Source organism: Paenibacillus sp. B1-35 (assembly GCF_050474385.1).
Taxonomy (GTDB): Bacteria; Bacillota; Bacilli; order Paenibacillales; family Paenibacillaceae; genus Paenibacillus_B; species Paenibacillus_B alvei.
The window spans coordinates 214175-240596 of the sequence record NZ_JBCHVJ010000004.1; the positions used below are offsets into that span (position 1 = coordinate 214175).

Annotated in this window: 19 protein-coding genes; 3 read left to right on the forward strand and 16 right to left on the reverse strand. The window is 47.6% G+C overall.

Going from position 1 to position 26422, the window contains the following annotated elements; genetic code table 11:
* Window position 1: 1 nt before the first annotated feature.
* The 6 genes from ACQ5BJ_RS15245 to ACQ5BJ_RS15270 form a co-directional block, all read right to left on the reverse strand.
* On the reverse strand, window positions 2-2749 hold the full coding sequence (locus ACQ5BJ_RS15245; RefSeq protein WP_430111297.1) for an EAL domain-containing protein: 2748 nt from the start codon (window positions 2747-2749) through the stop codon (window positions 2-4).
* Between the two features lie 311 nt (window positions 2750-3060).
* The gene (locus ACQ5BJ_RS15250; protein ID WP_367667165.1) at window positions 3061-4599 is read right to left on the reverse strand and encodes an MDR family MFS transporter; all 1539 of its coding nucleotides are present in this window, start codon (window positions 4597-4599) and stop codon (window positions 3061-3063) included.
* Window positions 4600-4657: 58 nt separating this feature from the next.
* On the reverse strand, window positions 4658-6340 hold the full coding sequence (locus ACQ5BJ_RS15255; protein ID WP_430111301.1) for an ATP-binding cassette domain-containing protein: 1683 nt from the start codon (window positions 6338-6340) through the stop codon (window positions 4658-4660).
* Between the two features lie 20 nt (window positions 6341-6360).
* Window positions 6361-6978, reverse strand: a complete 618-nt coding sequence (locus ACQ5BJ_RS15260; protein ID WP_412071023.1) for an ECF transporter S component — start codon at window positions 6976-6978, stop codon at window positions 6361-6363.
* Between the two features lie 152 nt (window positions 6979-7130).
* The gene (locus tag ACQ5BJ_RS15265; RefSeq protein ID WP_430111305.1) at window positions 7131-7868 is read right to left on the reverse strand and encodes an energy-coupling factor transporter transmembrane component T family protein; all 738 of its coding nucleotides are present in this window, start codon (window positions 7866-7868) and stop codon (window positions 7131-7133) included.
* A complete protein-coding gene (locus ACQ5BJ_RS15270; RefSeq protein ID WP_005543386.1) occupies window positions 7853-8779 on the reverse strand; it encodes a TetR/AcrR family transcriptional regulator in 927 nt (308 codons plus the stop codon). Before ACQ5BJ_RS15270 ends, ACQ5BJ_RS15265 begins: the two co-directional genes overlap by 16 nt.
* Window positions 8780-9013: 234 nt before the next feature.
* On the opposite strand from ACQ5BJ_RS15270, the gene ACQ5BJ_RS15275 reads away from it, so the two are divergent.
* A complete protein-coding gene (locus ACQ5BJ_RS15275) occupies window positions 9014-10645 on the forward strand; it encodes an MDR family MFS transporter (protein ID WP_268593648.1) in 1632 nt (543 codons plus the stop codon).
* Window positions 10646-10833: 188 nt separating this feature from the next.
* Here the strand turns inward: ACQ5BJ_RS15275 and asnB are convergent, their stop codons facing one another.
* Complete coding sequence (gene asnB, locus ACQ5BJ_RS15280; protein ID WP_005543390.1) at window positions 10834-12684, reverse strand: asparagine synthase (glutamine-hydrolyzing); 1851 nt, start codon at window positions 12682-12684, stop codon at window positions 10834-10836.
* A 556-nt stretch (window positions 12685-13240) separates the two neighbouring features.
* Here asnB and ACQ5BJ_RS15285 point away from each other — a divergent pair.
* Window positions 13241-14305 (forward strand): alpha/beta hydrolase, encoded by a 1065-nt coding sequence (locus ACQ5BJ_RS15285; protein WP_005543391.1) that lies wholly within the window; start codon window positions 13241-13243, stop codon window positions 14303-14305.
* 72 nt (window positions 14306-14377) lie between these two features.
* Here ACQ5BJ_RS15285 and ACQ5BJ_RS15290 read toward each other — a convergent pair whose 3' ends face one another.
* The 5 genes from ACQ5BJ_RS15290 to ACQ5BJ_RS15310 form a co-directional block, all read right to left on the reverse strand.
* On the reverse strand, window positions 14378-16120 hold the full coding sequence (locus tag ACQ5BJ_RS15290; RefSeq protein ID WP_430111311.1) for a glycoside hydrolase family 35 protein: 1743 nt from the start codon (window positions 16118-16120) through the stop codon (window positions 14378-14380).
* A gap of 182 nt (window positions 16121-16302) precedes the next feature.
* Window positions 16303-17577, reverse strand: coding sequence for a methyl-accepting chemotaxis protein (locus tag ACQ5BJ_RS15295; RefSeq protein ID WP_268620914.1), 1275 nt, complete (start codon window positions 17575-17577; stop codon window positions 16303-16305).
* Window positions 17578-17612: 35 nt separating this feature from the next.
* On the reverse strand, window positions 17613-18029 hold the full coding sequence (locus tag ACQ5BJ_RS15300) for a disulfide oxidoreductase (RefSeq protein ID WP_005543394.1): 417 nt from the start codon (window positions 18027-18029) through the stop codon (window positions 17613-17615).
* 76 nt (window positions 18030-18105) lie between these two features.
* Window positions 18106-18897, reverse strand: a complete 792-nt coding sequence (locus ACQ5BJ_RS15305) for a DsbA family protein (RefSeq protein WP_430111314.1) — start codon at window positions 18895-18897, stop codon at window positions 18106-18108.
* Between the two features lie 356 nt (window positions 18898-19253).
* Entirely contained in the window at window positions 19254-20573 is a 1320-nt protein-coding gene (locus tag ACQ5BJ_RS15310) for a cell wall-binding repeat-containing protein (RefSeq protein WP_268620911.1), read from the reverse strand.
* A 213-nt stretch (window positions 20574-20786) separates the two neighbouring features.
* Here ACQ5BJ_RS15310 and ACQ5BJ_RS15315 point away from each other — a divergent pair, with 213 nt between their 5' ends.
* The gene (locus ACQ5BJ_RS15315) at window positions 20787-21347 is read left to right on the forward strand and encodes an N-acetyltransferase (protein ID WP_005543398.1); all 561 of its coding nucleotides are present in this window, start codon (window positions 20787-20789) and stop codon (window positions 21345-21347) included.
* Between the two features lie 90 nt (window positions 21348-21437).
* Here the strand turns inward: ACQ5BJ_RS15315 and ACQ5BJ_RS15320 are convergent, their stop codons facing one another.
* The 4 genes from ACQ5BJ_RS15320 to ACQ5BJ_RS15335 form a co-directional block, all read right to left on the reverse strand.
* The gene (locus ACQ5BJ_RS15320) at window positions 21438-23762 is read right to left on the reverse strand and encodes a heavy metal translocating P-type ATPase (RefSeq protein ID WP_430111318.1); all 2325 of its coding nucleotides are present in this window, start codon (window positions 23760-23762) and stop codon (window positions 21438-21440) included.
* Window positions 23734-24174, reverse strand: coding sequence for an ArsR/SmtB family transcription factor (locus tag ACQ5BJ_RS15325; RefSeq protein WP_005543403.1), 441 nt, complete (start codon window positions 24172-24174; stop codon window positions 23734-23736). The genes ACQ5BJ_RS15320 and ACQ5BJ_RS15325 overlap by 29 nt, the downstream gene beginning before the upstream one ends.
* Before the next feature lie 264 nt (window positions 24175-24438).
* Window positions 24439-25377, reverse strand: a complete 939-nt coding sequence (locus tag ACQ5BJ_RS15330; protein WP_005543405.1) for a PD-(D/E)XK nuclease family protein — start codon at window positions 25375-25377, stop codon at window positions 24439-24441.
* A 288-nt stretch (window positions 25378-25665) separates the two neighbouring features.
* Window positions 25666-26340, reverse strand: a complete 675-nt coding sequence (locus tag ACQ5BJ_RS15335) for an SOS response-associated peptidase (RefSeq protein WP_268598870.1) — start codon at window positions 26338-26340, stop codon at window positions 25666-25668.
* Between the last annotated feature and the right edge of the window lie 82 nt (window positions 26341-26422).

Sequence of the window (26422 nt, forward strand, 5' to 3'; positions counted from 1 at the left end):
ATCAACCCCCATATGCTGCAATTGAGTCTGGGCGACTTCTTAGCTGGCTAGAAAAGTCAGGGAATCTGGCAGCGAACTCATCGGCCGCAAGAGGAGGGCTAATATAATAGCCTTGAAATTGCTTGCAGCCTAGCGCTATCAACTGATCGAGCTCTTGGGAGGTTTCAATTCCTTCAGCGGTTACTTTCAGATTCATGCTGTCTCCCATTTGAATGATCGCCTGTACTATCGAGGCGTTCACTTTATCGGCGAATAGATGCCTTACGAAGGAACGATCAATTTTCAGAACATGCACTGGCAATGTTCTTAGACGATGCAGCGAGGAATAACCGGTACCGAAATCATCAATTCCAATCTGTACGCCTCGCCTCTTCAAATTGCTTAATACCTCATTGACCTGTTCAATTGATTTACTCATATATCCTTCGGTTATTTCTAAAATCAAATCACTCGGATAAAGTTCATAGTCTCTAATAATTCGATCAATGGTACTTACAAAGTCCTGTACGAGCAACTGCCTTAATGAAACGTTAATCGATAATTGAAAGCTGGGCATGCCCGCATCCATCCACATTCGATACTGCATGCAAGCAGTCCGCAGCACCCATTCGCCAATCGGCACAATGAGACCTGTTTCTTCTGCGACCGGAATGAATTGTGCCGGCGAGATGAAGCCGCCCTCTTCAGGTAACCAGCGAAGGAGCACCTCTGCTCCCGTGACTTCTCCAGATACATCAACAATCGGTTGATAGTGAAGCAGCATTTCTCGACGCTGCAAGGCCTTATACAATCGAGTTTCCATAAACATGCGCTCAGGATGCAATTGCGGCTGCAGTTCATCATAGAACACTACTGAATGGCCTCCTCCGTCTTTGGCCGTATACATGGCTGTATCAGCCTGCTTCAGCAGATCCGTATAGGCGTGTCCATTATCCGGGTATAAGGAAACACCGATGCTGGCGGAGACGAACAGCTCATGACTCTGTACGTGGAAGCTTTCCCGAAGCCGGTGCAGGATCCGATTTGCTACTGCGCTGATCTCCTCCCTGGAGCTGTCCTCCAGCATAATGATGAACTCATCCCCTCCATATCTCGAAGATAAATGACGTCCGGACAGCTTGGACAGACAATCAGACAAGCGCTGCGCAACTTGTACGAGCAGCATATCCCCCACATTGTGGCCAAGCGAATCATTAATATGCTTGAATCGATCAATATCGATGAACATCAGTGCCAGGGAGCTCGCCTTGTTCTCTGCAGCGTCCAAAGCTCTCTCCACATTCATCGTAAAGAAATGACGATTGGGAAGCTGGGTCAATGTATCATAATATGCGATATGCTGCAGCCTCTCTTCCGATAGTTCCAGCATCTTTGTTTGATCCAGCAGCTTCTCATTCATGCGCAGCAATTCCTTGAACACTTCAGTTAAGCGATCACCCATCGCGCGGAAGTTGAGTGCCAAGGAGCGAATTTCCCCGATTCGAATACACGGCCACTTAACAGAAATATCTTTCAGCAATCGATGGTGCATGCCCGCTGTCGCTTTTTCCAGATCACCGAGTGAACGGACAATGAAGCGGCTTACAGCAAGAGATACCCCGGTAGCAAGCAGGCAGACCATGAACAGCATAAGAAATTTGCGCAAATACACATCTATCGTCGTTTGCAAAAAATAGGAGATTGGAATAAAGCCAACCACCTTGGCGATCGGATGATCTGTCAGCCTATCCTCCAGTACATAATAACCGTCATTCCACCTCCTTGTTCCATAATCATAATTTCGATCCGGAGGCAGTATGCGGGAAAAGGAAGATCTCACTCCATAAGCATCTGTTCTCATCTGCGAATGATTGGCAGGCACGCGGACAGGAGACTTGTTAGGGACATTGTCACCCACATACCCACCATTTCGTTCGAACCATACCTCATCACTAGATGCGACTAACTGACCCCTTTTATTATAAGCAGCCAGCTTCAACAATCCGTTCTGGGAATGGAGCTTTAGGTTATCGCGAAGCTTTCCCGTCTCCATAATCGATCCGAGGTTAATGCCTTGGCGCTCCTTCTTCCCCATCCCCAATAAAGTATCCGTAATTTGAGCGGTCTGCAATTCGATTCTTGTGATGGAATCCCGCTCGATATCTCGCTGCATATCACGGCTATCGATTAACATATTCAGCAGGAATGGAATAAATACAATTGCGACGGAGAGATGCATCAACAGTTGATTGAGATACACTGACTTCGTTCGCAAGTCAGGCATCAGCCGCTTCCATGGCATGTAAGTAACGACCACATCTGCGATTAAAGCATTCAATAGTCCGCTCATCGCGAACATAAAATATTGAAGCAATGCCTCTGCATTGAATTCGTTCGTCTGCAAGTAAAATAACATCACTGCAAGCGGAGCACCGATTCCAAACCAAAACAGACTGTCCCAAAGGAGAAGAAGTCCTCTCTTCCGTTCATACATATATCCAACCAAAATCATTTCCAATCCAATAAGCAGCAATATAAATGAACCATTACCAGAAAAATAGAAGCCTAGTCCAACAATAAGCGCCATAATTGCCGCCCAATGCGAACCGTACAGAACAAGCATAATGAGCAGAGTGGCTCCGCACAGCATGAATTCTGCACCGTATGAAAATTCGAGCCCAATGACAGAGAACACTGCAGTGAGAACGGTCAGTATCACGAACAGCATACTTGTGCGCAGCGAAGCCAACGGGTGTAACGTACGTGACATGGCAGAGTGACTCCTTTACAGTTGGAAGCAGTTCATTTCTCCTATTCCGAAAATACTTCGACACAAATCCAAAATTTCCTACTTTTATGGAGAATAATGTAGAATGATTTATTTGCAACGTACAACAAGCACATTATTCTTGGCTACCGCCGCGATCAATAACCGCGTATGATCCTTTAAATAACAAATCTTAAATAAAAAAATCCGCCCTCCCATACAGTTCAAGCTGCAGGAAGAACGGACTTATTACCGTTTTTGACTAAAATGCCTGGGAGATCAGACCCATTGAATTTAGTATCAACGCATTCACTCTAGTGAGACGGTGCAGAAGGTTGGTTATGCTTGGATGACCCCTCCGATGCAGCTGGCTTTGGCATGAACAGCATGCACACGAGGCAGATCACAGCAATGACTGCCATTAAGAGAAATACTTGACCTAGACCCGTTTCTAAGAAAGATCGCAGCGTACTCATTAAATCAGAGGACAGCGAGTGTGCGCTTTCTGGATTCAACAGTTTGCTCAAATCATCACTTGAGACACGCGAGGATATGTCTGAACCTGCACCCGATACCATTGACGCAATACTCGCGTTCAAGAATGTACCAAAAGCAGCAATGCCGAGTGTCTGCCCCAATGCCCGCACGAACGTGTTCAACGCAGTAGAAGCTCCTCTCATACTCCAGTCCACAGATGACTGAACGATAATCGTGAACACCGTGAACGACAAACCAAAGCCCAGACCCGCCAATGACATGATTACGACAATAATGAAGATCGATGTCTCTCCTGTAATCGTTGCAAGCCATATCGAAGCCATTACGATCAGGATCATTCCGAGCGTCGAGGTCACACGTGCGCCAATTTTGATCAGCATACGGCCGCCTACAATAGAGCCAATCAACCAGCCAATCGACATAGGGGTTAACGATAATCCCGAGCTGGAGGCATTTTGCCCAAGTACGCCCTGTGTCCACAACGGCATGTAGGAGCTAATTCCAATCAGCACGGCACTTACAAGGAAACTGACGAGATTCGACACTGCAATGTCGCGAATGCGAAACAGCTTAAGCGGAACCATCGGCTCCTTCGCCTTGACTTCAATTCGGAAGAAGAGAATAAGGAACACTGCCGCTACGCCAAGGAGCACGAACATCCAAGGAGAATTCCACGCAATCCCCTGACCTCCTGTAATAATCGCAAACAAAAACGCCGTCATTCCAATGGAAAATGTCGCTGCACCCGCATAGTCAATTGGCTTGTCCTTGCGTTCCACCTTCTCGTGGAAGCATACGATGATCATCCACACCGACACGATGCCGAACGGAACATTGAAGAAAAAGATCCAGTGCCAGGATAAGGAATCGACGAAAAATCCGCCAACTAACGGACCGACCAGCCCCGCAATCCCCCATATCGAGCTGAATAGGCCTTGGATTTTGGCCCGCTCCTCATAGGTGTAAATGTCTGCTACCATCGTAAAGGTAACAGGAAGCACAGCCCCCGCCCCTATTCCTTGAAGAGCACGGAATATGATCATTTGCGTCATATTGCCCGACAATCCACACAGCATCGATCCGCCCACAAACAATGCGGAGCCAATGATAAATATGTTCTTGCGGCCATACAAATCAGCCAGCTTGCCGAACAGCGGCGTTGAAATCGCAGTCGTGAGCAAATACGCTGCATATACCCAGCTAATCAAGGAAAGTCCACCTAAATCAGCAACAATCTTCGGCATTGCTGTACTTACTACGGTTACCTCAATTGCCGCCAAAAAGGTCGACAATAAAAGCGCGAGCGTGACGAGCTTACGACTTCGTCCCGCTTGCATAGAAGCCTCGTTCCCCATGAATACCCATCCTTCGTGTTCTAAATCGTACTGCTTTTCCGAATAAATAAAGTTCCCTTTATACGTCAATATGGAGCGAACCCCGATCCATCTTAGCATGCACCAACCGAGGGTGATTTACGTCTTGCCAAATGCCATCATGTGTTGCAACAAGCAGCGCTCGCCCCCGCTCGGCTTGACTCAGACACCAGTCGCGAACGAAGGCTGCATGCGCTGCATCCAGTGAAGCTGTTGGCTCGTCCAGCATAATAATCCCCGGTTCGTGCGCAGATGCGATCGCCAGACTCAGCAGCCGCTTCAATCCAGCAGGCATATCATGCGGATGCACATGCTTCACATCCCATAAATGATATTGCCTCAACCGGTACTCCACTTCCCGCTCAACCTGTTCATATGCATATACGGCTTGCCCTTCCATCATCTCTTCCTCAATCTGCAATTGCCCGCACTGATTCGCTGTAAGGAGTGCATCTCGCAGCTCCTCCTGTACAGATGCTGCAAAAAATCCGGATTCCGGCTGCTGTGCGGCAAATCCTATAAGCCGCGCCAATTCATAGGTACGAAGCTTCGATACAGCTTTCCCTACTATTTGAATTTTTCCCTCTATCCTTCCCGAGCGTTTCAACAAGCTGCCTGTAAGGATGCGGAATAACGTCGACTTCCCCGATCCATTCACTCCGGTCAGCAGCATGCACTGCCCTGCCTTTAGTTGGAAGGAAACCTTATGGAGCGCGTTCGTTCCGGAATCTTTCCTATTCTGGTCCGCATTTCGATGATAGCAATAGTTCAAGTTGGATACGGACAGTACCACTTTGTCCTCGCATGCTGCGCGATGATATGTTTCTATCTTACGATCATGGCAAAAATGTTCGCCTTCATCTTTCTGTATACCACATGGCGCCTGTATCGTTATATCCAATGTAGTTGCGCTCCGTCCCCACTGGGGGGGAACAATTCCTGCCTCACGGCAAAGTTTCAGGATACGCAAATCATCCTTCATACGTGGTTGATCATTCAAGCCAGTTCCTGTTGGATACGCAGGCATCTTTCCATCATACACCATTCTCCCATTGTGCAACAGTAGCAGATGTGCCTCCCGAATCCAACCATGCTGCCATTCCGCAGCAAGCTCATCCAAACGTGACACGGCTAATATAATTGTTCTGCCTTGGCCATGCCAAGCTTGAAGCTGCTCCGACAGACGATTACGGGATTCCTTATCCATCTGGCTCCATGCATCATCAATAAGAAGCACATCTGGCTCCATTGTCAGAACAGACGCTACGGCTGTCCTTTGCTGCTCACCTCCGGATAGCTGCTGTACCTGACGCAAGCGGAGATCACGTAAATCAGCCCTTTCAAGCTGCTCCTCCACTCTATTTACAATGACTTTGCGCGGCAAGCCAAGATTTTCAGGAGCAAAAGCAAGCTCATCCTCAACGATCCCAATGACGAACTGCTCCTTGGCCTCTTGCAATATGAAGCCCATCATAGGCGCCGTCCCATCTTGATTCATGCCATAAGTGATTTCACCCTGCAGTTGGCCCTCATGAGACTGCATTGTACCTGCCATCAGCTTGAGAAGCGTTGTTTTGCCGCTCCCATTTCCTCCTGCCACCAACACAACCGAACCCGACTGAATACAAAAACTGCATGAATGAAGTGCAAGCTTAGACTCGCCAAAATAAGTAAAGGCCACACGCTCAGCGCGCATGACCTCATTAGACTGTTGGATTCCCATTACAACTGGCCTCCTCTACACTACTGCCCACGATACGCTCTTCCTAGCGCATATGGACGCAAAGCTCTCGTCGAGGCTAATCGGTCACCAATGATTTTGGTCAGGGCGCCGCACAGCAGCATACCACTAATACAACGGATTATAAGGGTAGCAATAAGTACCCACGTCTCATAGTGGATATAACCGAACATAAAAGCCGACACGACGAACCACAGCGGCACCGCGGCCGTACCTACGAATAGCATGGATAACCAATTGTACTGACGATATCGGAATAAATAAAACAATGGCTCAATAATAACTGCATAACAGGCTGCTGCGGCAATACAAGACCATGCCCCATATGCCGAACCAATCAGTATTTGAACACACGCTCCAAGTGCATATGTTACCAATGCTGCCCCTGGCTTGCGGATAACATATATAGCAAGAAGGCCATATATCATGTACAGTCCTACAATCGTAGAAGTCAGCATTGGTCCTCCAACGGAGTGAAGCAGCTTATTAACCCAGGATAATCCGCCCGTCATAACACCATTCACTGCTGCGAGGAGTGCCATAAGCACCCAGTCCGCCAATGTAAGAGAACGCAGCGAGAAGCAATCATTCACTGCGGTTGTTCCATTTTCCATCTTCATAGATGACTCATCCCCAATTCTTTCTTCAGCTTATGTAATGCTAATGTTAATTATATGTTAACCCATAACACATGAATCATCATTAACGTTACAAGGGATAGCCCGGAAATGCAAGTCAAATCTCTCAACTCTGTGAATGATATTTTTTGGAGTTATCCTATTAAGATAGTCACAGTCATTGCAGCAACTGATAATGCTGCAAAACAAATGCCAAGCCCAGTAAAACGCAAGGTTCGCCATGACGTTCGTGCATATTTCGATCCGAATTGCTTCGCCTCCATTGCCGTTGCTACATTTTGCACACGACGCATCGCTCCAGAGATGACAGTCGCTGCATAACGGTTCGTTAGGCGCAAGCGTTCACCGATTCCCTGAGGTGCAGCAAGCTGACGTAGACGCTGCGCCTCGCGGATGCTGCGCGCCTCTTCAGCCAGCAGGGGCACAAATCGTAGAGCAATCGCGACGGAAAATGCGAAACGATCCGGCAGGCGCATATGGTGCGAAAGCGCAGTAACAACATCGCGTGGTGCAGTTGTTGAAGCGAACAGCAGCGATGACAAGAACAATGTCATTGCACGCAGTGTGAGCGTCAGGGAATTACGGTACGCTTCCTCGGTTAACGTCATACCGAAAATCTCCAACTTAATACTCTCCCCCGGCAAAACAAGACATTGGAAGATGAACAGCGGTAGTGCGAAGCCAATCAGCAAAGTTATTACCATTCTCCAGCGAGAGATTGTCCAACCAGATCCTGTCAGACCGATAATTAGCAATGATGAAAACCAGCCACATTGCCAAGCCAGCTTCATACTCACCATCACTGCAAGGCCTGTCCCGAAAAGCCATATTCCCTTCGTAATCGGGTCAATTCTGTTCAACCACGCTTGCATGTCCGTTCCTCACCCTCTGTACTGCAGGTGCGCTCCAACAAAACGAGAATTTCCCGTGCGGCCTGCTCAATGCGGGCATCCGGCATCGAACACAGGAACAATGCCATCGCTCGAGCATTTACCGTTTTGCTGCCTCCTCTTAATATTTCCGACTCCAAAGCCGTATACGCCTGCTCGGCTTCTTCGCGCTGCTTCAAATTGAAAGGTGCGCTCATCACCACTTCCTTCAGTACCCATACCTGATCCAATAATTGCTGCTGGGAGGTGGACATGCTTACATGCCCAGAACGCATAAAATCATTCATGAGCGCCATCGTGAGTACGGGTTCGGACTGTTTGTGGACAAGTGCTTCGGCAGTCGCATCCAGAATATTCACAATAAATGTGCATACTCGATCAAAGTCCACATTTTTCCGATCAAATGTCGCATAACTCATGAACTCGATGGTCATACCACTAATAATTGTTGCTAGGTCCATCCAATACGGTTCTGCTTCCTGGCCGTATACTTCAGCTACTACTTGGCGGAAGGTAAAGAAGCGTTTAGCACGAAAATCGAACACCATATCCCGAATTTCACGCTTCTTGTACAAATGCGCCTCCTTGCGCTGCAGTGTAACGAACAGCTTGAATCTGCCGAACTGTTCAAGTGAAATATGGATAAGCTTGCTGAGTTTTTGACGAGCCGGCAAATTATCTGCCAGCGTGTCGCGTGCAAGTTCGTACATCATCTGATGATAATGGTCAAATATCGTGAACAAAATTTCTTCCTTTGAACGAAAGAAGGAGTAGACCGATCCTTTGGCAATGCCGATTCGCTCAGCAATTTCTTGGATTGATGTTTCATGGTACCCTTTTTCGGCAAACAGCGAGAGCGCTGTTTCCATAATGAGTCGTTTTTTCTCTTCCATGTTCCGTCCTCCGTATGTCATGACTTTCGGTTCAATCTTTTTTGACCGTCTAGTCAGCATCGTGTGATACGTTATTCCTACCATACCACAAACATTATATTATGAAAAATATTTTAGTTCCAAAACAATTGACTTCGCGGTCAAACCGATTTATAGTATCAACATGCTATTTTTTGACCCGAAGGTCAGTCACTCAAAAAATAATAAAAGGGCATGAAAGAAAGGTGATAATAAATGGCCACAGTGAAAGACCATGCGGCATCTCGCCGCAATATGGTGTTATTCGGTCTGATCATGGGGATGTTCTTCAGCTCCCTAGAGCAGACGATCGTCGGCACGGCCATGCCAACGATCATTAAGGATCTCAACGGATTCGCTATCTTCGCTTGGGTAACGACCGCCTACATGATCTGTTCAACTGCAGTCATTCCGTTAGCCGGGAAATTAGCGGACTTATTCGGCAGCCGGTTCATTTACTTGACCGGATGGCTTATTTTCGTCGTCGGTTCAGGCTTGTGTGCAACTGCCGTAAATATGGAACAATTAATTATTTATCGGGCCATTCAAGGTATTGGCGGCGGTATGCTGATGCCAATGTCCCAGACGATTATCGGAATGATGTTCAGCCCGCAGGAACGCGCCAAGTGGCAGGGAGTATTCGGTGCTATATTTGGTCTTAGTTCCGTTATCGGTCCATTCTTCGGCGGATTTATTGTTGATCATATTAGCTGGCACTGGATCTTCTTGATTAATGTCCCGTTCGGCTTGTTGTCAACAGTCTTAATCTTTATCGGTATGAAGTCACTTGATGAGCCGCGAGATAAGAGCAAAAAGATCTCGATCGACTGGCTCGGCATTTTCACTCTTATCCCCGGTATTGTCTTACTGTTGCTCGGGCTTTCGCTCGACCATGACAAATACGCTTGGGATTCTCCTACGAGCATTCTAGTCTTTGCAGGTGCACTGCTTCTGTTCGTTCTGTTCGTATTCATTGAACGTCGCGCAGCAGAGCCAATTATCGATATGTCGTTATTCAAGAGCCGTATTTTCAACGTATCTGTCGCACTCGGCTTCCTCGTAGGCCTCGGCATGTTCGGTGCTATTATGTTCGTGCCAATGTTCATGCAAGGAGTGCTTGGTGTAACTCCAACGCAAGCAGGATCTACGATGACGCCAATGATGATCGCTTTGATTATCGCCAGCATCTTGGCAGGACAGCTGGTTCTACGCATGCGTTACCGTGTGGTAATGGCGACTGGTATGGTTATTAGTGCCGTTGGCTTCTATCTCATGAGCACGATGGGGGTCAGCACTTCAACTTGGATGGCATATTCGTTCATGGTCGTACTTGGCTTCGGTATCGGAATGGTTATGCCAATCATTACACTGGTTGTGCAAAATGCATTTCCACGCGAGCAGCTTGGTACAGTAACTTCCGCTACGACGTTCTTCCGTTCTATCGGATCAACAATCGGGGCGACATTATTTAACGTTATCATGAATAGTGTTATTGCCACAAATATTGCGGATGCAACAGCGAAGGCTGATCCAGGAACGCAAGCAGTTTTGAGCAAAACCGGTACAGATTCGAATACACTGTATCAAATGCTCATTAACAGCGATATGCTGAAACTGCCTGAAGACTTGAAGTTGAATGTGTTGAATACGATCAAGGATGCTTGGTCTTCTTCCTTCTCCACGGTGTTCCTGACAGGCCTTGGCTTCATCGTGTTCGGTATCTTTGTTGCACTGCTTATCGGCAACGGACGCATTTCCCGTGAGGCGATGCAGAAGCGCAAACCAGGCTCCACTGGCGAAGGATCGGATGACACATTAAGCGCACAGCCACAAGCTTCTTCGAATTAATCATAAGATGCAAATAAAAAAGCAGCAAGCCTTTCCCGTCAGGGATCTGGCTTGCTGCTTTTTTGCTTGTGGCTAAATAGAGCGCCATTAGTTATACAGAGGGTGACATTGTAAATATTTCTTGGTAATACACAGCATAAAAAGGACAGCCCCTTTTAATTGGGAACTGCCCTCGATAATTGACTGATTTATTGCTGCTTCATGTAAGTGCGGTACCATAAAGCGAATACGTGCAATGTCCATATTTTACGGGAATAATCGCCTTGTCCATTCTTATGGCGGCGGAACATATCCTCTACCGCTGTCAAATTGACGAGGTGGTCAATGCCGCTAGCGGACAGCTCTTCCCACAAAATATTCGCACGATCCGTGCGCAGCCAGTCGCGCATTGGAACCGGGAAGCCGAGCTTCGGACGGTTCAATACCGAATCTGGGATAATGCCCTGCATCGCTTTGCGAAGCGCATATTTTGTCGTGCCTTCCGCGATACGATAATGTGCGGGAATGCTGCGGGCAACGTCGAATACTTTGCGATCCAAGAATGGAACGCGCAGCTCAAGCGAATGCGCCATCGTCAGCTTATCCGCCTTCATCAAGATATCACCAGGCATCCACAGGTTCATATCGATATACTGCATCCGTGATACCGGATCCAGGTGGCGTGTACGGTCATAATAAGTACGTGCGATATCGAACGGCTTCGTAAACCCGGCAATCTCCGATTGCGTTGCGCGCAGAAGCTCTACCTTCGCATCATCTGTCATAATATTCGCGTTGCCAAGGAATCGCTCTTCAAGCGGCGTCGTTCCACGGAGCAAGTAGTTTTTACCGTAGAAGCTGAACGGAACTGCCTGCACCATCTTGTGTACGGCGCGCTGCATGCCTTCAGGCATCCAAGACAAGTAACGAAGCGAATGCGGCTCGCGGTAAATGCGGTATCCGCCGAACAATTCATCCGCACCTTCACCGGACAATACGACCGTGACATGCTCTTTCGCCAAACGCGCAACCTCATACAACGCGATTGCTGACGGATCCGCTACCGGCTCATCCAAGTGCCAAATAGCACGCGGCACAGCGTCGAAGTACATCTCCTGTGTAATGATGCGGTCATAGTGATCCGTGTCCAGTTGTTTTGCCGTATCACGCGCAATAATCGTCTCATTGTTCGCGCCCTCAAAGCCGACACTGAATGTCTTGATCGGTTCCATCGAACGCATCAAAGTCGACGTAATCGTCGAGTCAATTCCACTGGACAGGAAGCAGCCGCGTTCCACTTCACTATGAAGGTGGTGCTCTACGGAATCACGCATAACATCGCGAATTTCCTCGATTATTTGTGTCAATGGACGATCCACAGGCTCGAACATTGGATCCCAGTACTTCTCGATAACCGGTTGTCCGCCAAAAGGAATCGTAATGCAGTGTGCAGGCGGCAGCTTATGGATTCCTTGATACATCGTGTTCGGATCCGGCACGTACTGGAACGTCAAATAATTATAGAAGCTGTTCATGTTCACTTGGCGCTGAACACCAGGAACCGCGAGCAAGCTCTTTATTTCCGAACCAAAGACGAACATCTCGTCATTTTGATAATAGTATACAGGCTTAATTCCAAAATGGTCGCGCGCAATAAACAGCTCCTGCTTGTTGCGATCCCAAATGGCGAAGCCGAACATCCCCCGCAGATGATGAACGCACTTCGAGCCGTGCTCTTCATACAAATGAAGAATAACTTCCGTATCCGTATGTGTTTTGAATTGATGTCCGCGATGAATGAGATCCTCGCGCAGCTCTTGATAGTTGTAAATTTCTCCGTTGAAAATAATCCATACCGAATCATCCTCATTGCTGAGCGGTTGCGCCCCAACAGCGACGTCGATAATGGACAAACGGCGGAAGCCTAGTCCAACACGATCGCCAATCCATAGCTTCGCGTCATTCGGCCCGCGATGGTGAATCAAGTCCATCATCGAGCGGACTACTTGTTCAGAAGGTTGTTGATCATGAAAATGATATATTCCAGCAATGCCACACATAATTGTTCCAAATCCTTTCGCTCGTTGCATATGGCGTGAAACGTCTCAAGTTCCCGCTCAGAACAAGGCAATACCCCGCAAAAGGCGGGGCTTGTCCATGCAATCATTATAAACGTTTTTGACGAAATGCGACACAGGCTTACAGTCAATTCGACGCATTTCTATGTTCGATACTTATGAGGATACGATATAACCGCTTGGAGCAGCTACCGGCTTTCATATGTATACAATTTCAAGTTAACCACGACATTTGCATTCGTTACTAATTACCACGTTCCATTGTAACGGACAATGGACTCAAGTACAAATAAAGAACAGTAGACAATACCCATTTAATCACAGCTCGAATCTGTATCTGAATCTGACCCTCACCATTCAAATGATATTTTCGACAACCTGAGCCGTCAATTTTATCCTACACCCTCTATGCACATCCTACATTCCTTCGTAATGATTGCTCCAGATTCGGTTAATAAAAATCCATAATGCACATCCTAGATGTATCCGCGGACAACCTGCTTGAACCCAATGATACGTGATTGGAGGTCTGCCAGCAATGCTGACGCCGATTGTATCTGGAATTATCATCTTTTTAGCACTATCTGCCTGGCTCATTCCGCATTATGCCGTTCATTATATGACGCGTTCCAAATGTTCCACCTATGAGCGATGTCTGGAGATGCTTGAGCAGCAAGGCGTACTTACCCGTCAACAATTCGAAGCCTGCAACAAGGAAGAAGTCAGCATTCGAAGCCATGATGGCATTATGCTGTATGGTTGGTATGTGGAAAAATATCCACATTCACGTCGAATTGCTTTAATTGTTCACGGCTACACAGGAGCCCTTCCTTGGTCGGCGCAATTCATGGATATGTTCATCGAGCAAGGATTCAATATTTTGCTCGTCGATCAGCGGAGGCATGGTCAGAGTGAAGGAAAATATACCACTTTTGGCTACAAGGAAAAATACGATTTACAAATGTGGGTGGATTGGCTCATTTCCCGGAAGGGGAAAGATTGCATCATTGGATTGCATGGTCAATCGCTTGGTGGAGGCACTGTGCTTGAATATGCGGCAATCCGCAGGCCACAAATACAATTCATTGTCGCAGACTGTCCTTATTCCGATCTGACGCAGCTCATTCATTATCAAGTAAAGATACTGAATCAAATGCCTGCTTGGCCAACCATGGCTCTTATCAATCGATTACTTCAGCGGAAGGCAGGATTCCGTATGGAGCAAGTCAGCCCAATTCGCATTATGAGAACATGCAACTTGCCCGTCTTATTCATTCATGGTAAGGAGGATCGCTTCGTGCCTACATGGATGAGTGAGCAACTGCATGAAGCGAAGCGCGCTACTTCCTCCCTGATTCTCATTGAAGGCGCTGGTCATGGTACTGCTTATGCTACGAATAGAGAACGTTACTGGCAAGGAGTGACGAGCTTTGTTCAAGCAATAATCGGGTCGCCATCTCCTGAGGAATTGACGCAGCCATTCCATGAAGTGTATGAGACAGTCGACGTCATCGAGGAGCCCGACCCACAGCCAGAGCTCGGAGTTGATCTTATTCCTGATCTAGTTCCTGCAGAGTCCGAGGGGATGATTCCTGTAACGTAAAACAAAAGAGAGCAGCCTTTCACTTGTTAGAAGGCTGCTCTCGCTTACCATCGCGATTGAATGAAAATTAACTTATAAAGACGGTTCTGCCACAAAGCTAATCTTGTCACCTGGACAATGCAGTTCCAACACGACAATGTGATTTTCACCCTGACGAAGAATAGGGGCTGGCACATATAGAGTCTGCTGCGGCCCTACCTCCCAATAACGCCCTAGGTTAAAACCATTAACGAACACAACGCCCTTCTTCCATCCATCAAGGCGAAGGAAGGTATCTTGCGGCCCATCCTGTATCAACAATGCTGCCTCACAAAAGACAGGCTGCTCACCCTCTAAGCCGGTATTAGTTGCCTCGAAGTGCAAGCCATCTAATGTATCCAGTTCAAGATTACGTACTTCCCAATGGAAAAGAAATTGACCGTTCAAACAGACACCATGTGTAATCCCTTTCCGATCAAGCAGCTCCGATCCATAGTTGATTCGCCCCATATTCTCTACAAGAATATCCAGCTGTGCTCCGCCTTCCGGTATCATAATCGATAGCTGCTGCGGATCCCAACGCTCAACAACCCCGACCAGCTTCCGATTAAGGAATACATGGGCACGATCACGGACATCCTGAATCGTTAAGAAGCATTCTGAACGAGGACCTGAAACCCGTGTGGAATAAAGAATGAATCCCTGATTTTGCCCATACTTCTCCATTGGCTCTGGGCAGACACTCGTCTTCACATCAGTCATCGAAGCAAGCGTATCGAACAGCTTCACAGAGCGGTTCACCTTCACCTCTCCATAAGCTGCCTTCGGCGTATTTTGCGGCATATCATCTTCCGAAAGAGACACATATTTCCCAATCACTTTTCGGAAAAGTTGATATTTAGGCGTAATATCACCTGCTTCGCTAATCGCGCTATCATAGTCATAGCTGGTTACAGTTGGCTTGTATCGTCCGCCATGGTTAGCGCCGCTGCTAAATCCGAAGTTCGTTCCGCCATGCAGCATATAGAAATTCACAGACGCCCCCATACTAAGCATTTCATCCAGCACCTGCGCCGCATCTTCCGCACTGCGGGTATGATGTTCCTCGAACCAATGATCAAACCACCCGTTCCAATACTCCATACACATAAGCGGTGCATTCGGCTGGTATTCCTCTAGCTTGCCAAAGGCTTCCTTCGGTCTGGAACCGAAGTTGACGGTTGCCAGCACGCCCTCTGTCATACCTCCCTGCAGCATATCATCGGCAGGGCCATCTGAAGTGAACAGCAGGACATCAATGCCACGCTCTACGAGCATATTGCGCAAGGCTTGCAAGTAAGCCTGATCGTTACCGTAGCTGCCATATTCATTCTCAATCTGCACCGCAATAATAGGCCCTCCAGAAGTCGAAAGCAGCGGCTTCAACTGCGGTATAAGCGCATCATAGTACGCGGATACCTTCTCAAGGAATCTGGGATCACTGCAGCGCAGCCTTATGTCTTCCTTTAGCAGCCATGCCGGCATGCCACCGAATTCCCATTCTGCACATATATAAGGGCTTGGACGAACAATGACAAGTAAATCAACCCGCTGTGCAATCCGGATAAATTCAACAACATCCGCGATTCCATCAAAGTTGAACTGCCCTTCGCGCGGCTCATGCACGTTCCAAGCAATATATGTCTCTACACAGTTACAGCCCATCGCCTTCACCTTTCGGAGTCGGTCTTCCCAATATTCGGGCACAATGCGGAAATAATGAACGGCACCAGATATAAGCTGGATAGGCTTTCCTTCAAGCATAAAATGCTGATCCTCGTACGAAAGCGCTGTCATGAAACGTTCTCCTCCTGCCTTTTACCGTGAATTAAGAACCAAACAATTAAGCATACTTACCTCCATCATACCGACTTCTCTCCAAATGAACATACATTTAACAGACCTGTTTATGAATAAATGTCACAAAAAAAAGACTTGCATCAATTATTGATGCAAGTCTCAATCCGATAATCTATAAACTAGCTTTTAAATGCAGCTGTCTGTACCTGTAAGCGCTGCGCTTGGTCACGCAGCACGTCAGATGATGCAGCCATTTCTTCCATTACGGCTGTCTGCTCTTGGGTTGCACTTGCTACTTGACGAGTTCCTTCTGCCATTTCATTGACGATGGAAGCCATTTTGCGCGTTTGCTCTAACGTGGAAGCGAAGCGCTCCGTCTGCTCCTCGACTTCATTTGCAATATCATGAACAGCCTTCGATGCTTGCTTCGTCACATGAGCGATGGCGCTGAGGGCATTCGCAGCTTTGTCCTTCTTTGCAGCCTCCACGCTTACGATATTGACTTGCTTCGTAATCAATTGCACAGCCTGCACGACCTGAGACTGCATAAGCACGATACGGTCGTTAATATTGCTTACAGCAGAAGCACTTTGCTCCGCCAGCTTTCGTACCTGTGAGGCGATAACGGCAAATCCCGCTCCATGCTCGCCAGCTCTGGCAGCTTCAATAGAAGCATTCAAGGCGAGCAAATGGGTTTGATCCGCAATATCCCGAACCGTGGTCGATATATCGCCAATTTGCTCTGCCTGCTCACTAAGCCGCTGGACGGTATTGATCGAAGCCTGCCCCGATTCAGCCGCCATTAACATACCGTCGATGATCGATTTCAACATCCCTTCGCTCGCTGCAAGAGTTTCCAACATATCTTTGGTCATTCGCTCAGTCTCTTCCGCTCGTGCTTGTACAGCACCGGCAGAGGCATGTATCTGTTCAACTGACTTAGCAGCTTCTGCAGTCCACATCGCTTGCTGCTCAGCCCCGCGATTCATCTCATCTGCCGCACAGGAGATTTGTTCAATCTGGTGAGCAGCTTGCGTCATTGCCCCACTTAATGTCGATGTATTTTGCGTCGTGATATCTACACTGCTTTTAATCTCTGTTATCATATGCTGCAAATTGCGTACCATCTGGCCGAACGAGGTAATCAGGACATTGACCTCATCATGGAAGCGGTATGTTGGCAGTACCACGTTCAGTTTACCTTGCGCCGCCTCATCCGCCGCCTTCGTTAATTGAATAATCGGCTTTACGACCAGTCGTGCCGCAAGCCAGCCCAGCAGGCACGTCCAGAATACGCCAAGCATAAAGATGATGCCGTCATACAGCAGTTGATTCATGCTAGGTGCTAGATAGGGCTTTAGCACGAAGATAAATAACCCGCTTGTCGCATAGGTAACGCCAGATACCACCAGCATGCCGACAACCATTTTCATTTGCAGTCCCAATTTCATCATTTCATTCTCTCCCATCTCGTTGACAACACTACGCCTTATTCCTCTGGTTCGTTCTTGCGTCCGATAATCAGTAGAATCGTGATGAGTAGAAATGCGATAAACGCTAGCGACGGAATTGTAATCCAACCTTCCATGTAATCATAGTTGCACGGAACTCCTGATCGACAAGGAGTTAAGCTTGCCATTCCCGGTACCTTTTGCAGCAAGTAATGATAAATAGATACAGATCCGCCAATGATCGTAAGCGGAAGCGTGTATCTTACGATGCTCCGATCATTGCGGTATGCAGCTATGCCAAGCAAGAGAACAAGCGGATACATGAATATCCGTTGAATCCAACATAGCTTGCATGGTTCCCATAACAACACTTCACTCATATACAAGCTTCCACTGGTTGCAATCAAGGAGATGATCCAAGCAAAATACAATGCGTAACGCCGGATTGCGGACATATATCGTTCCTCCTGATTTAAATATTACTCTCAATACATCATGAATCACGTACAGCTTGTATACTCGTTGTATATGCTATTTCGCTTCATTCAATGCTTGTTCGATGAACGCTTTCAATTCACTGTAGCTGTCCCACTGCCCTGTGAACTCCTTGCCATTCACATATACAGATGGAGTTCCTGATACTTTGGCAAGATCCTTCAACTTCAAATCTTGGCTAATTGCATCTTTATGTGTTTGCTCGTCAATTGCTTTTTCTAATTTCCCAAGATCAATATCCGGCGACACCTGCTTCGCAAGGTCTAAGAGCAATGGGGTTGTTATCCAGTTGTCTTGTTCATTGCCTTGCGCATGATAAATTGCCTCATGATAGGGCCAGAAGGCTTCTGGCTTCTGAAGGAATACTTCCTCTGCGGCATTCGATGCCATGTAGGAGTTCCCAATAAATGGATAATTAATAAAGGAAAACTTTGCCTTACCCGTATCGATAAAGTCCTTTTTCAGCTGCGGAAACACGGTTGTTTCCCAATCCTTACAAGCAGGGCATTTGTAATCCCCAAATTCTACAATCGATACCTTCGCCTCTGAAGAACCTAGCGTTGGCTGGCCTGTCAGATCGAACTGTACGGCAGGTCTGCTCACCATCTCATCCTGCTTGATCTTCTCCCCTTGCTTGTTCAATACAAATATGAGCCCAAGAAGCACAACTATGGCTACAGGAATCATGAATAAGAAGATGCGGTCATTCCGTTTCTTATTGTTGCGTGAAGTTGGCACTGTCCGGGCTTGTCCCTCAGTAGATGCTGAAGTTGACGGCCTAACCTGCCCAGGCTGCTTGTTACGTTTGGATTTTGGAGTTTTTCCCAATTCATTCACCTCTTCTAACTTTTTTTCACCTTCCTTAAATGTAATGGAAAGCTGCCCATTTTTCCATTTCTTTTGTGCAAAATAAACGACTATTTATCAAAAAATTTCCACAAGTTTCTAAACCCCCTGCATAATCGATAATTAAAACCTATAAAAAGTATAGATGTTATATATTAGACCTATATAAGTACTTCTGTCATACTTTGACACCGCCATTCACTTCGAACGCCCTACTCCACTTGCTAACGAGGATGAAGCATCCTAACCTCTGATTTTCCGGCCATAAAACAGCAGCTTCCTTCCTCTAGTGATCACGTAAGGGGAAGGAAGCTTGAAAATTAACGCTTCACTGTAAATTATGAGCTATGGTGATGGGCGGCTCCATGCGCTGTGTCTCTCTTGGACTGAATCTCAAGCAGGGCATCTAACTCACTCTGTATTCGAGGGGCAACGGACACTTCAGCTCCAGTTAACCAGGCAGCATTATAAGGCCCTTCTGCTGGCGTATGCTCATAATGAGGCCGTATTGACTGCACATAATCATACACGGCCATCGGCACCTGATCGCCTTGCACCCACAACAGCGGAGCATGCTTGCCCAAATGAGCAAATGGAGCTTGAGCAATTGCCAGCCGCTCACTCCCTTGCTTCACAAAGGAGAAATTATGTCCTGGCGACGTAATTCCCCAACCGAACCCAGTCTTCTTATCTTTGTATCGAGCAAAGGCAATAGCTTGTTCTATCGGAGATGCTGCAGGAATGCGCTCAACTCGTCCGAACACCTGCAATTCATCGGTGACTTCCTGTGGAATGGTGTTCTCTGAGCCAAGTACATACATGACCGCCTTCTTACGACGCTTCGCGAGCGCGTCAGCTGTTGACTGCGGAATCCCCTGCTTGCTCACGTACAGTACGGGCTCTGGCATATGTGCAATCCAATTAACCGCAGGCAGGGCATAGGACGGATCATCGGAAGAAGCAATAATGACTGACATCGGCCGATCTTTGCTTACTCTTGCGTAATAATCGTCGATAGCAGCTGCAACGGCTGCCGGATTATCGCCAGCAATTACATCTACTTTTAGTCCCAACTTCTTCACCTCGTCTACCACTGTCGCATCCACCTTGCCTACAACGATCGCTTGCACTCCTTTATTGTCAGGCGAGCCTTTAGGCTTGAGACGCTGCAATTCTATTCTAGTTTCCTCCGGAATGCGGTCGGACTTAATATAGAGCAGCGGGCCATTATTGGGGAAATGAATAAGATCGGCAGCCGCCATTGCAACCGACCACTGTTCATCCGGTACAAGTACAACCCCATTAGGCCGCTGTTCGTCAATATACCCGGGCCATACTGTTCGAGATACAGTGACTGCCGCCTTCACGTGATCATCTGTATTAATACGCGTCATATTTTTCGTAGCAATCCAAGGTGCATGTGTCGCCTGCTCGTTCACTAGAGGCTCTCCGGCATAGAACGCTGCTTCGTCGGAGGCTACAGTCATCGTTGATCCGCACCCTGCCAGCACTATGCATAACAACAGCACTCCCCAGGAAGACGCGCGCATTAAGCGCGATCTTGCCCCCAATTGCCATGGACACATCCCTGTGGTCTGATCCCATTTTCTATCGTCCCTGTTACTCGTCTGATGTCTTGATATCCATGACTCATTCATGAACATATACCTCCCGTCAATCCATCCATATCTTGTAAGATGCCCGACAGATCCGGTTCTTACTCTTGATTTGTTTATTGATAGGAACGAGCAACTTTGGTACGTGCAAAGAAATACGTCAATGCGATACAATAGCAGCAAAATGAAATTCGCCTTACAACAAACGAGATTTGAACTACTAATACTAGGCGTGAAAAAGGGTGGGATATTGCTGTGAATGAGGGAATAATTCAACAGAAAACGTTGCCTAACGGACTTATTGCTGTTCGTGCGCTTTCAACTGATACTGAACATGTAATGGCACTGCTGCACAACACCGCCAAGTGGCTACAAGAACGAGGCTCTACCCAATGGAATGCATTGCTTCAAGGACAAGACACCCACAATACAGCGGACGCGATTCTGAACGGCGATGTCTTCTTATTTAAGCAGGAGGGGCAGATTGCCGGCATGGTCATATTGCTAACAACGCCAAGTCCATGGGATCGCTTGTTGTGGGGAAATGATTCCGTAGAGGAATCCGTATATGTGCACCGTCTCGCCATCAACCGTAATTATGCAGGTCAGCATGTCGGAAGTGGAATTCTAGCATGGACAGCAAGCGGCATCGCGTTTCCGAATAAGCGCAGCATTCGTCTTGATTGCATGTCCGGTATTCCAGCACTGGAGTCGTTCTATCGTGGAGCGGGCTTTGCGTACCAAGGTCGTACAGACAATGGATATCTACTATTTGAGAAGAATCTTGCGTTATTCCCCCCGGTCAATCAATCCTAAAAAGCAAGCCGACAAAAAACCGCCTGCCTCCTCCACAGATGGAGAATACAGGCGGTTTCTATTTTCGGATGCAGCTATGATGATTTTACGTTATTCTTCATGATCTCGTCCGAGAAGCACAGTCATACCAAGCAAAGTAACTACGATGGTCGCCCCCATATCGGACAAAATTGCAATCCAAAGTGTCAGCCATCCCGGGATCGTAAGCAGCAAGGCAATAATTTTCAAGCCAAGCGCGAGCCCGATGTTCCAGCGCACGATACGGTTCACCTTATGCGAAATCCGAATTGCGCTAGGCAGCTTCCCGAGATGATCCTGCATGAGGACGATATCCGCCGTTTCAACGGCACTGTCTGTTCCTTTGCCCATTGCGATTCCCAACTGTGCAGAAGCTAATGCAGGCGCATCGTTAATGCCGTCGCCAACCATAGCGACAGGGTATTTCTGACCAAGTTCCTTAATTTTATCGACTTTCTGCTGCGGCAGCAACTGTGCATACCAGTCGGTTACACCCACACTCTTAGCTACTTGTTCCGCAGATTGAGCATGGTCGCCTGTCAGCATGACCGTATGCTTCACACCAGCAGCGTGGAGAGCCGCAATCGTCCGCTTGCTTTCCTCACGAATCTCATCGGCTAATCCAAATACCCCTAACGGCTTACCGTCTTGTTCAGATACAACAACCACTAAAGTAAGCCCACGCGACTTCATTTGCTCCGCAGTTTTACGTGCCTGACGCACTCTTTCAGCCGAACCACCCTGCAGCTTATCCAGTACGCGCTCACTGCCTACCCAGTAGACGGCACCCTGAATTTCAGCCCGAATTCCTTCTCCCGCCACGGTCTCACTGTGTGCTGGTTCTTCGAAGGAAGTGCTTCCCTTCGCCTCCAGATGCCTCATAATGGCCTTGGCAAGCGGATGTAAGGAAGCCTGCTCAATGGAACCAGCGATCTGGTAGAAGCGATCTTCATCATATATCGCCTCATCTTGTACCGCAGGCTCCCCCTTCGTCAAGGTACCTGTCTTGTCAAAGGCCAGTGCCTCAATCTTGCCAAGCTGCTCCAGATGGACGCCGCCCTTGATCAGAATTCCGTTGCGAGCGTTGCGTGTAATCCCGCTGACAATAGCAATTGGCGATGATAGAATAAGTGCACATGGACAGCCGACAATCAGAACGGCAAGCCCTTGATAGAACCATTTATACCACTCTCCACCCATGAATAGCGGCGGTACGAGCATTACAAGTGCTGCAATTACCATAATGATTGGTGTATACACACGGGCAAACCGATCAATGAACAGTTCTGTCGGTGTTTTCGTATCCTGTGCTTCCTGCACAAGATGCAAAATTTTCGCCAGTGACGAATCTTCATACGCTTTATCAATACGTACCTTCAGGATGCCGTCGGTGTTCACACTGCCTCCGTATACCACATCATCAGCCGCTTTGGATACCGGCAAAGATTCTCCTGTAATAGCCGCCTCATTGACGGCGCTGTTTCCTTCAACGACCGTCCCATCGGAGGGAATCTTTTCCCCGGGACGCACCAGTACAACATCGCCGACTACCAATTGTTCAATCGCAATTGTTACACTTTGCCCATTGCGAAGCACGGTAGCCTGCTTCGGAGCTACTGCAAGCAAGGCTTCCATCGATTGACGAGCCCGCTCCATGCCGTAGCCTTCCAACATTTCATTCAGCCCGAATAAGATGGCGACGAGCGTCGCTTCTTTCCACTCTCCGATAACAACCGCACCAGTGAGCGCCACTGTCATCAGCGTATCCATATTGAAGCGCAGCCGCAGCAGGTTCCGAAGCCCTTTCATGAAGGTGCCATATCCACTAAGCAGCATGGCGAGCAGATACATGCCAATCAATACGCCGTAAGGTGCAGCATTGTCGAGTACGAATGTAGCAACATACAACAAGCCGGAAGTGCCCAGCAGCCACTTCATCCGATTCATATCCCCGTGGCTGTGATCATGTCCATGGCCTTCTGCATCATGGTCGTGATCATGTCCATGATCATGCTGATGTGCCTTACCGCTTGAATGGCTATGCGAGTGACTGTGAGAATGTCCTTCGTGACCATGTCCCTCGTGGGAATGCCCATGATCATGACCATCGCAAGCACACTCTGCGTGCGCATTGGCTGATGCATGCGCCGAGCTTGAAGCAGCCCCGCCTGATTCCACCAGCTTCGCGCCGTCTGTTCGCAAGATCCGCTTCACGGCAGTCAAGTCGATATTCTTATTCAGCTTCAATGTTCCACTATTATAGCTTAATGTCGCATCCTCACCATGCTTCAACCGGCGAATCTCGCCTTCCATCTCCCGTGCACAGTTCCCGCACGACAATCCTTGCACTCGATATGCAATTCGTTCGTCAGCCTTCTCTATGCCCCGCGTCGTCATGGCAATGCTCCTCTCTCAAATGTTCTAGTGTCATTCGAACGAGCATCCGAATATGATGGTCATTCAAGGTATAAAAGACATTCTTGCCATCCTTGCGTGATTTCGCGATTCCTAGATTCTTCATGACTCGCAAGTGATGCGAGGTAGTCGCAATGGATTGACCTGTTAATATAGCCATATCGCATACACACAGCTCTTCCCCCTCATCCAGCAAGCATGCCATCTTCATCCGGGTCGGATCCGATAAGGCCTTGAACATCTGAGCCATCCCTTGTACCTCAGTGTCCTCAACGCGGCCTTTCAAGGCATTAATTTTTACGGCGTCATAACATACAATTTCACATACATCTTCTTTATTGTGTGTATGCGATTGGATGTTCTCCAAATCATTCGTTGATCGCTGTGCTACCATTTTGTTCACCTCTTAACTATATTGTTGTTAATTTCATTGAAGATTAAGCGCATTAATCACATTCGCTTGAAAGTTGAATCATCCTTTGCTTAATCGTAATCATTACAATATTCAAAAGAATGTTTGAATGTTATCTGTAGTTGTAGTATATCTTATCCCATTCATAAATTCAAACGATTATTTTAATGTTCATAAAAAATGGGCTTCTCCCTACTATAACTAATCTCCTTATTGCTGCAATCGTGAGCGAAAATGCTTTCTCATCTACGATACTGCTTCCTCACGCCGTCCATACTCACATATGTCCAAATACGGACAACGACGGCAGCGCTTCACCTCTTCTGTCGGTTCGAACGCATCGATGGACATTGGCTGATTGCGCAATGGCTCTTCCAAATAATCTCGCATAAGCAGCATACTGTCGACGACATGACGTTCCAATTCCTCCATCTCTTCCTCATACACAGCATCCTCTACACAGCTCCCGCTAAGCAAATATTCCGTCCGGATATCAAGCTTTTCATAAGGCACCCCATACACACGATGCACATACAATCCATACAAGCGAAGCTGTGTCTTATTGCGCTCATCTTCCTGACCGGTCTTCCAATCTACAATGATATAATGGTCATGATGACGGAACATAACGTCCAGCTTAACAAATACGTTCGTGCTGGCCACCTCTATCGTGTTCAATCGCTCTAACTCCATAAGCCGTACATCCGAATCTTCCCGATATTGCTGCACACTGCGGCTGTTTAGGAACCGGTCTGCCAAAATGGGAATGCGAGTTTTAATCATTTCAATCGTCCGAGCTGGCAACTGCCCGCCATAGTACATTTCATGAAGCATCGTACGCTGCTTCGGCAGCTCCTTCCATGCTTCTACATCAAGGGAATCCGTATATGCCTGATTAAGTAGATTACGCACGCGACGCACGATATCCTCCGCATCCATCATTCGACCGGATTGATGCATCTGCATCAATGTCGCTTCTGCCATCTTATGCATCGCTTCCCCGAACACAAGATGCAAGTTGGTCATCTGTTTCAACTGATAAGCTTGTCTTGCCAATGGCGGCGCATCTCGAAACCAGCCATTATGCGAGGCATAATAATGATAATAATATTTGCGTCTACACTCTTCGAACAGCACATGCCGCGAGGGTGACCATGACCATTCCGGGTAAAGCTTTCGCTGCAAAGAAATCTCCCCCTTCGCCAAATCTTTCACCGAACAACGGTTTAATTAAGCTATTATAGCATGTTCACGAGTAGGGAAAAGAAACGTACCTCAGTGAATAAATGTTCTCGGTAACCAAGAAAGACAATACATGCTGAATAATGCAGAACAACAGGAACAGCCTTGACCCGTAATCATTGAGCCAAGGCTGTACATAATATCTTTCTATCTGAACCACCGCATCTGATCATTCAACGATTCCCTAATGATGTGATGATGTTGTATCCCCACTGTAACGTGCTCGTTAATTCATGGCTTAACCCAGCCAAGTCTCATATCCAATTCCTGAACACAGTCCGAATGGTCATATTGTTCATCCTCGATACGCGGTGTAACTGGGTAGAACATCATTCGTTCCGCTGCATATGGACGCAGCAATCGAGCAAGCGACTCGATCTCAGTAGATACCGGTCGAAGCCAAGCATCCACTTCCACAGGATCCAATATAGCCGGCATGCGTGTCTCGAATTCAGCAACAAGCTCATTTGACCGCGACATTAATAACGTGCATGTCTGCTGCACTCTTCCTTGTGCATCGCGCCATACCTCATACAGTCCTGCTACCCCGAAGACGCCCCGCGAACGCAGCACCATATGAACAGGAAGGCTTTTTTTCCCTTGTTGCCTCCAGTAGTAGAAGCCGCTGCACGGAATAACGCACCGTTGACGCTCCGTTAGCTTCCAATAAGCCGAATTGCTATGAACCGAATAAATATCGGCATTCAATGAATCCTTGCCCCAAAAGGGCACCATTCCCCACCTGAATTTATCCAGTACACGCCTGCCCTTAAGCTCTAAAATTGCCGGCACCGCTTGTGTCGGGCTAATATTATAGCGCCGTTGATAGGGATAGAGCACTTGCTCGATCTCAAATACCCGTTCAATCTCAGATAGATCTGCGGAAATTGCATATTTCCTGCACATGCCCATCATCCTCCTCATGGACAATATTGTCTGTAGAATGAGGATATTTATGCAGACAATTCCATCTGGAAGGATCGAGCTT

Coding starts and splice junctions, on each gene's coding strand:
- ACQ5BJ_RS15245 (WP_430111297.1), bottom strand. CDS start 2,749: ATGTCACGTACGTTACACCCGTTGGCTTCGCTGCGCACAAGTATGCTG.
- ACQ5BJ_RS15300 (WP_005543394.1), bottom strand. CDS start 18,029: ATGTCCGCAATCCGGCGTTACGCATTGTATTTTGCTTGGATCATCTCC.
- asnB (WP_005543390.1), bottom strand. CDS start 12,684: ATGTGTGGCATTGCTGGAATATATCATTTTCATGATCAACAACCTTCT.
- ACQ5BJ_RS15265 (WP_430111305.1), bottom strand. CDS start 7,868: ATGCAAGCGTGGTTGAACAGAATTGACCCGATTACGAAGGGAATATGG.
- ACQ5BJ_RS15270 (WP_005543386.1), bottom strand. CDS start 8,779: ATGGAAGAGAAAAAACGACTCATTATGGAAACAGCGCTCTCGCTGTTT.
- ACQ5BJ_RS15285 (WP_005543391.1), top strand. CDS start 13,241: ATGCTGACGCCGATTGTATCTGGAATTATCATCTTTTTAGCACTATCT.
- ACQ5BJ_RS15335 (WP_268598870.1), bottom strand. CDS start 26,340: ATGTGCAGGAAATATGCAATTTCCGCAGATCTATCTGAGATTGAACGG.
- ACQ5BJ_RS15250 (WP_367667165.1), bottom strand. CDS start 4,599: ATGGGGAACGAGGCTTCTATGCAAGCGGGACGAAGTCGTAAGCTCGTC.
- ACQ5BJ_RS15290 (WP_430111311.1), bottom strand. CDS start 16,120: ATGACAGCGCTTTCGTACGAGGATCAGCATTTTATGCTTGAAGGAAAG.
- ACQ5BJ_RS15310 (WP_268620911.1), bottom strand. CDS start 20,573: ATGAATGAGTCATGGATATCAAGACATCAGACGAGTAACAGGGACGAT.
- ACQ5BJ_RS15325 (WP_005543403.1), bottom strand. CDS start 24,174: ATGGTAGCACAGCGATCAACGAATGATTTGGAGAACATCCAATCGCAT.
- ACQ5BJ_RS15260 (WP_412071023.1), bottom strand. CDS start 6,978: ATGAAGATGGAAAATGGAACAACCGCAGTGAATGATTGCTTCTCGCTG.
- ACQ5BJ_RS15320 (WP_430111318.1), bottom strand. CDS start 23,762: ATGACGACGCGGGGCATAGAGAAGGCTGACGAACGAATTGCATATCGA.
- ACQ5BJ_RS15255 (WP_430111301.1), bottom strand. CDS start 6,340: ATGGGAATCCAACAGTCTAATGAGGTCATGCGCGCTGAGCGTGTGGCC.
- ACQ5BJ_RS15275 (WP_268593648.1), top strand. CDS start 9,014: ATGGCCACAGTGAAAGACCATGCGGCATCTCGCCGCAATATGGTGTTA.
- ACQ5BJ_RS15295 (WP_268620914.1), bottom strand. CDS start 17,577: ATGATGAAATTGGGACTGCAAATGAAAATGGTTGTCGGCATGCTGGTG.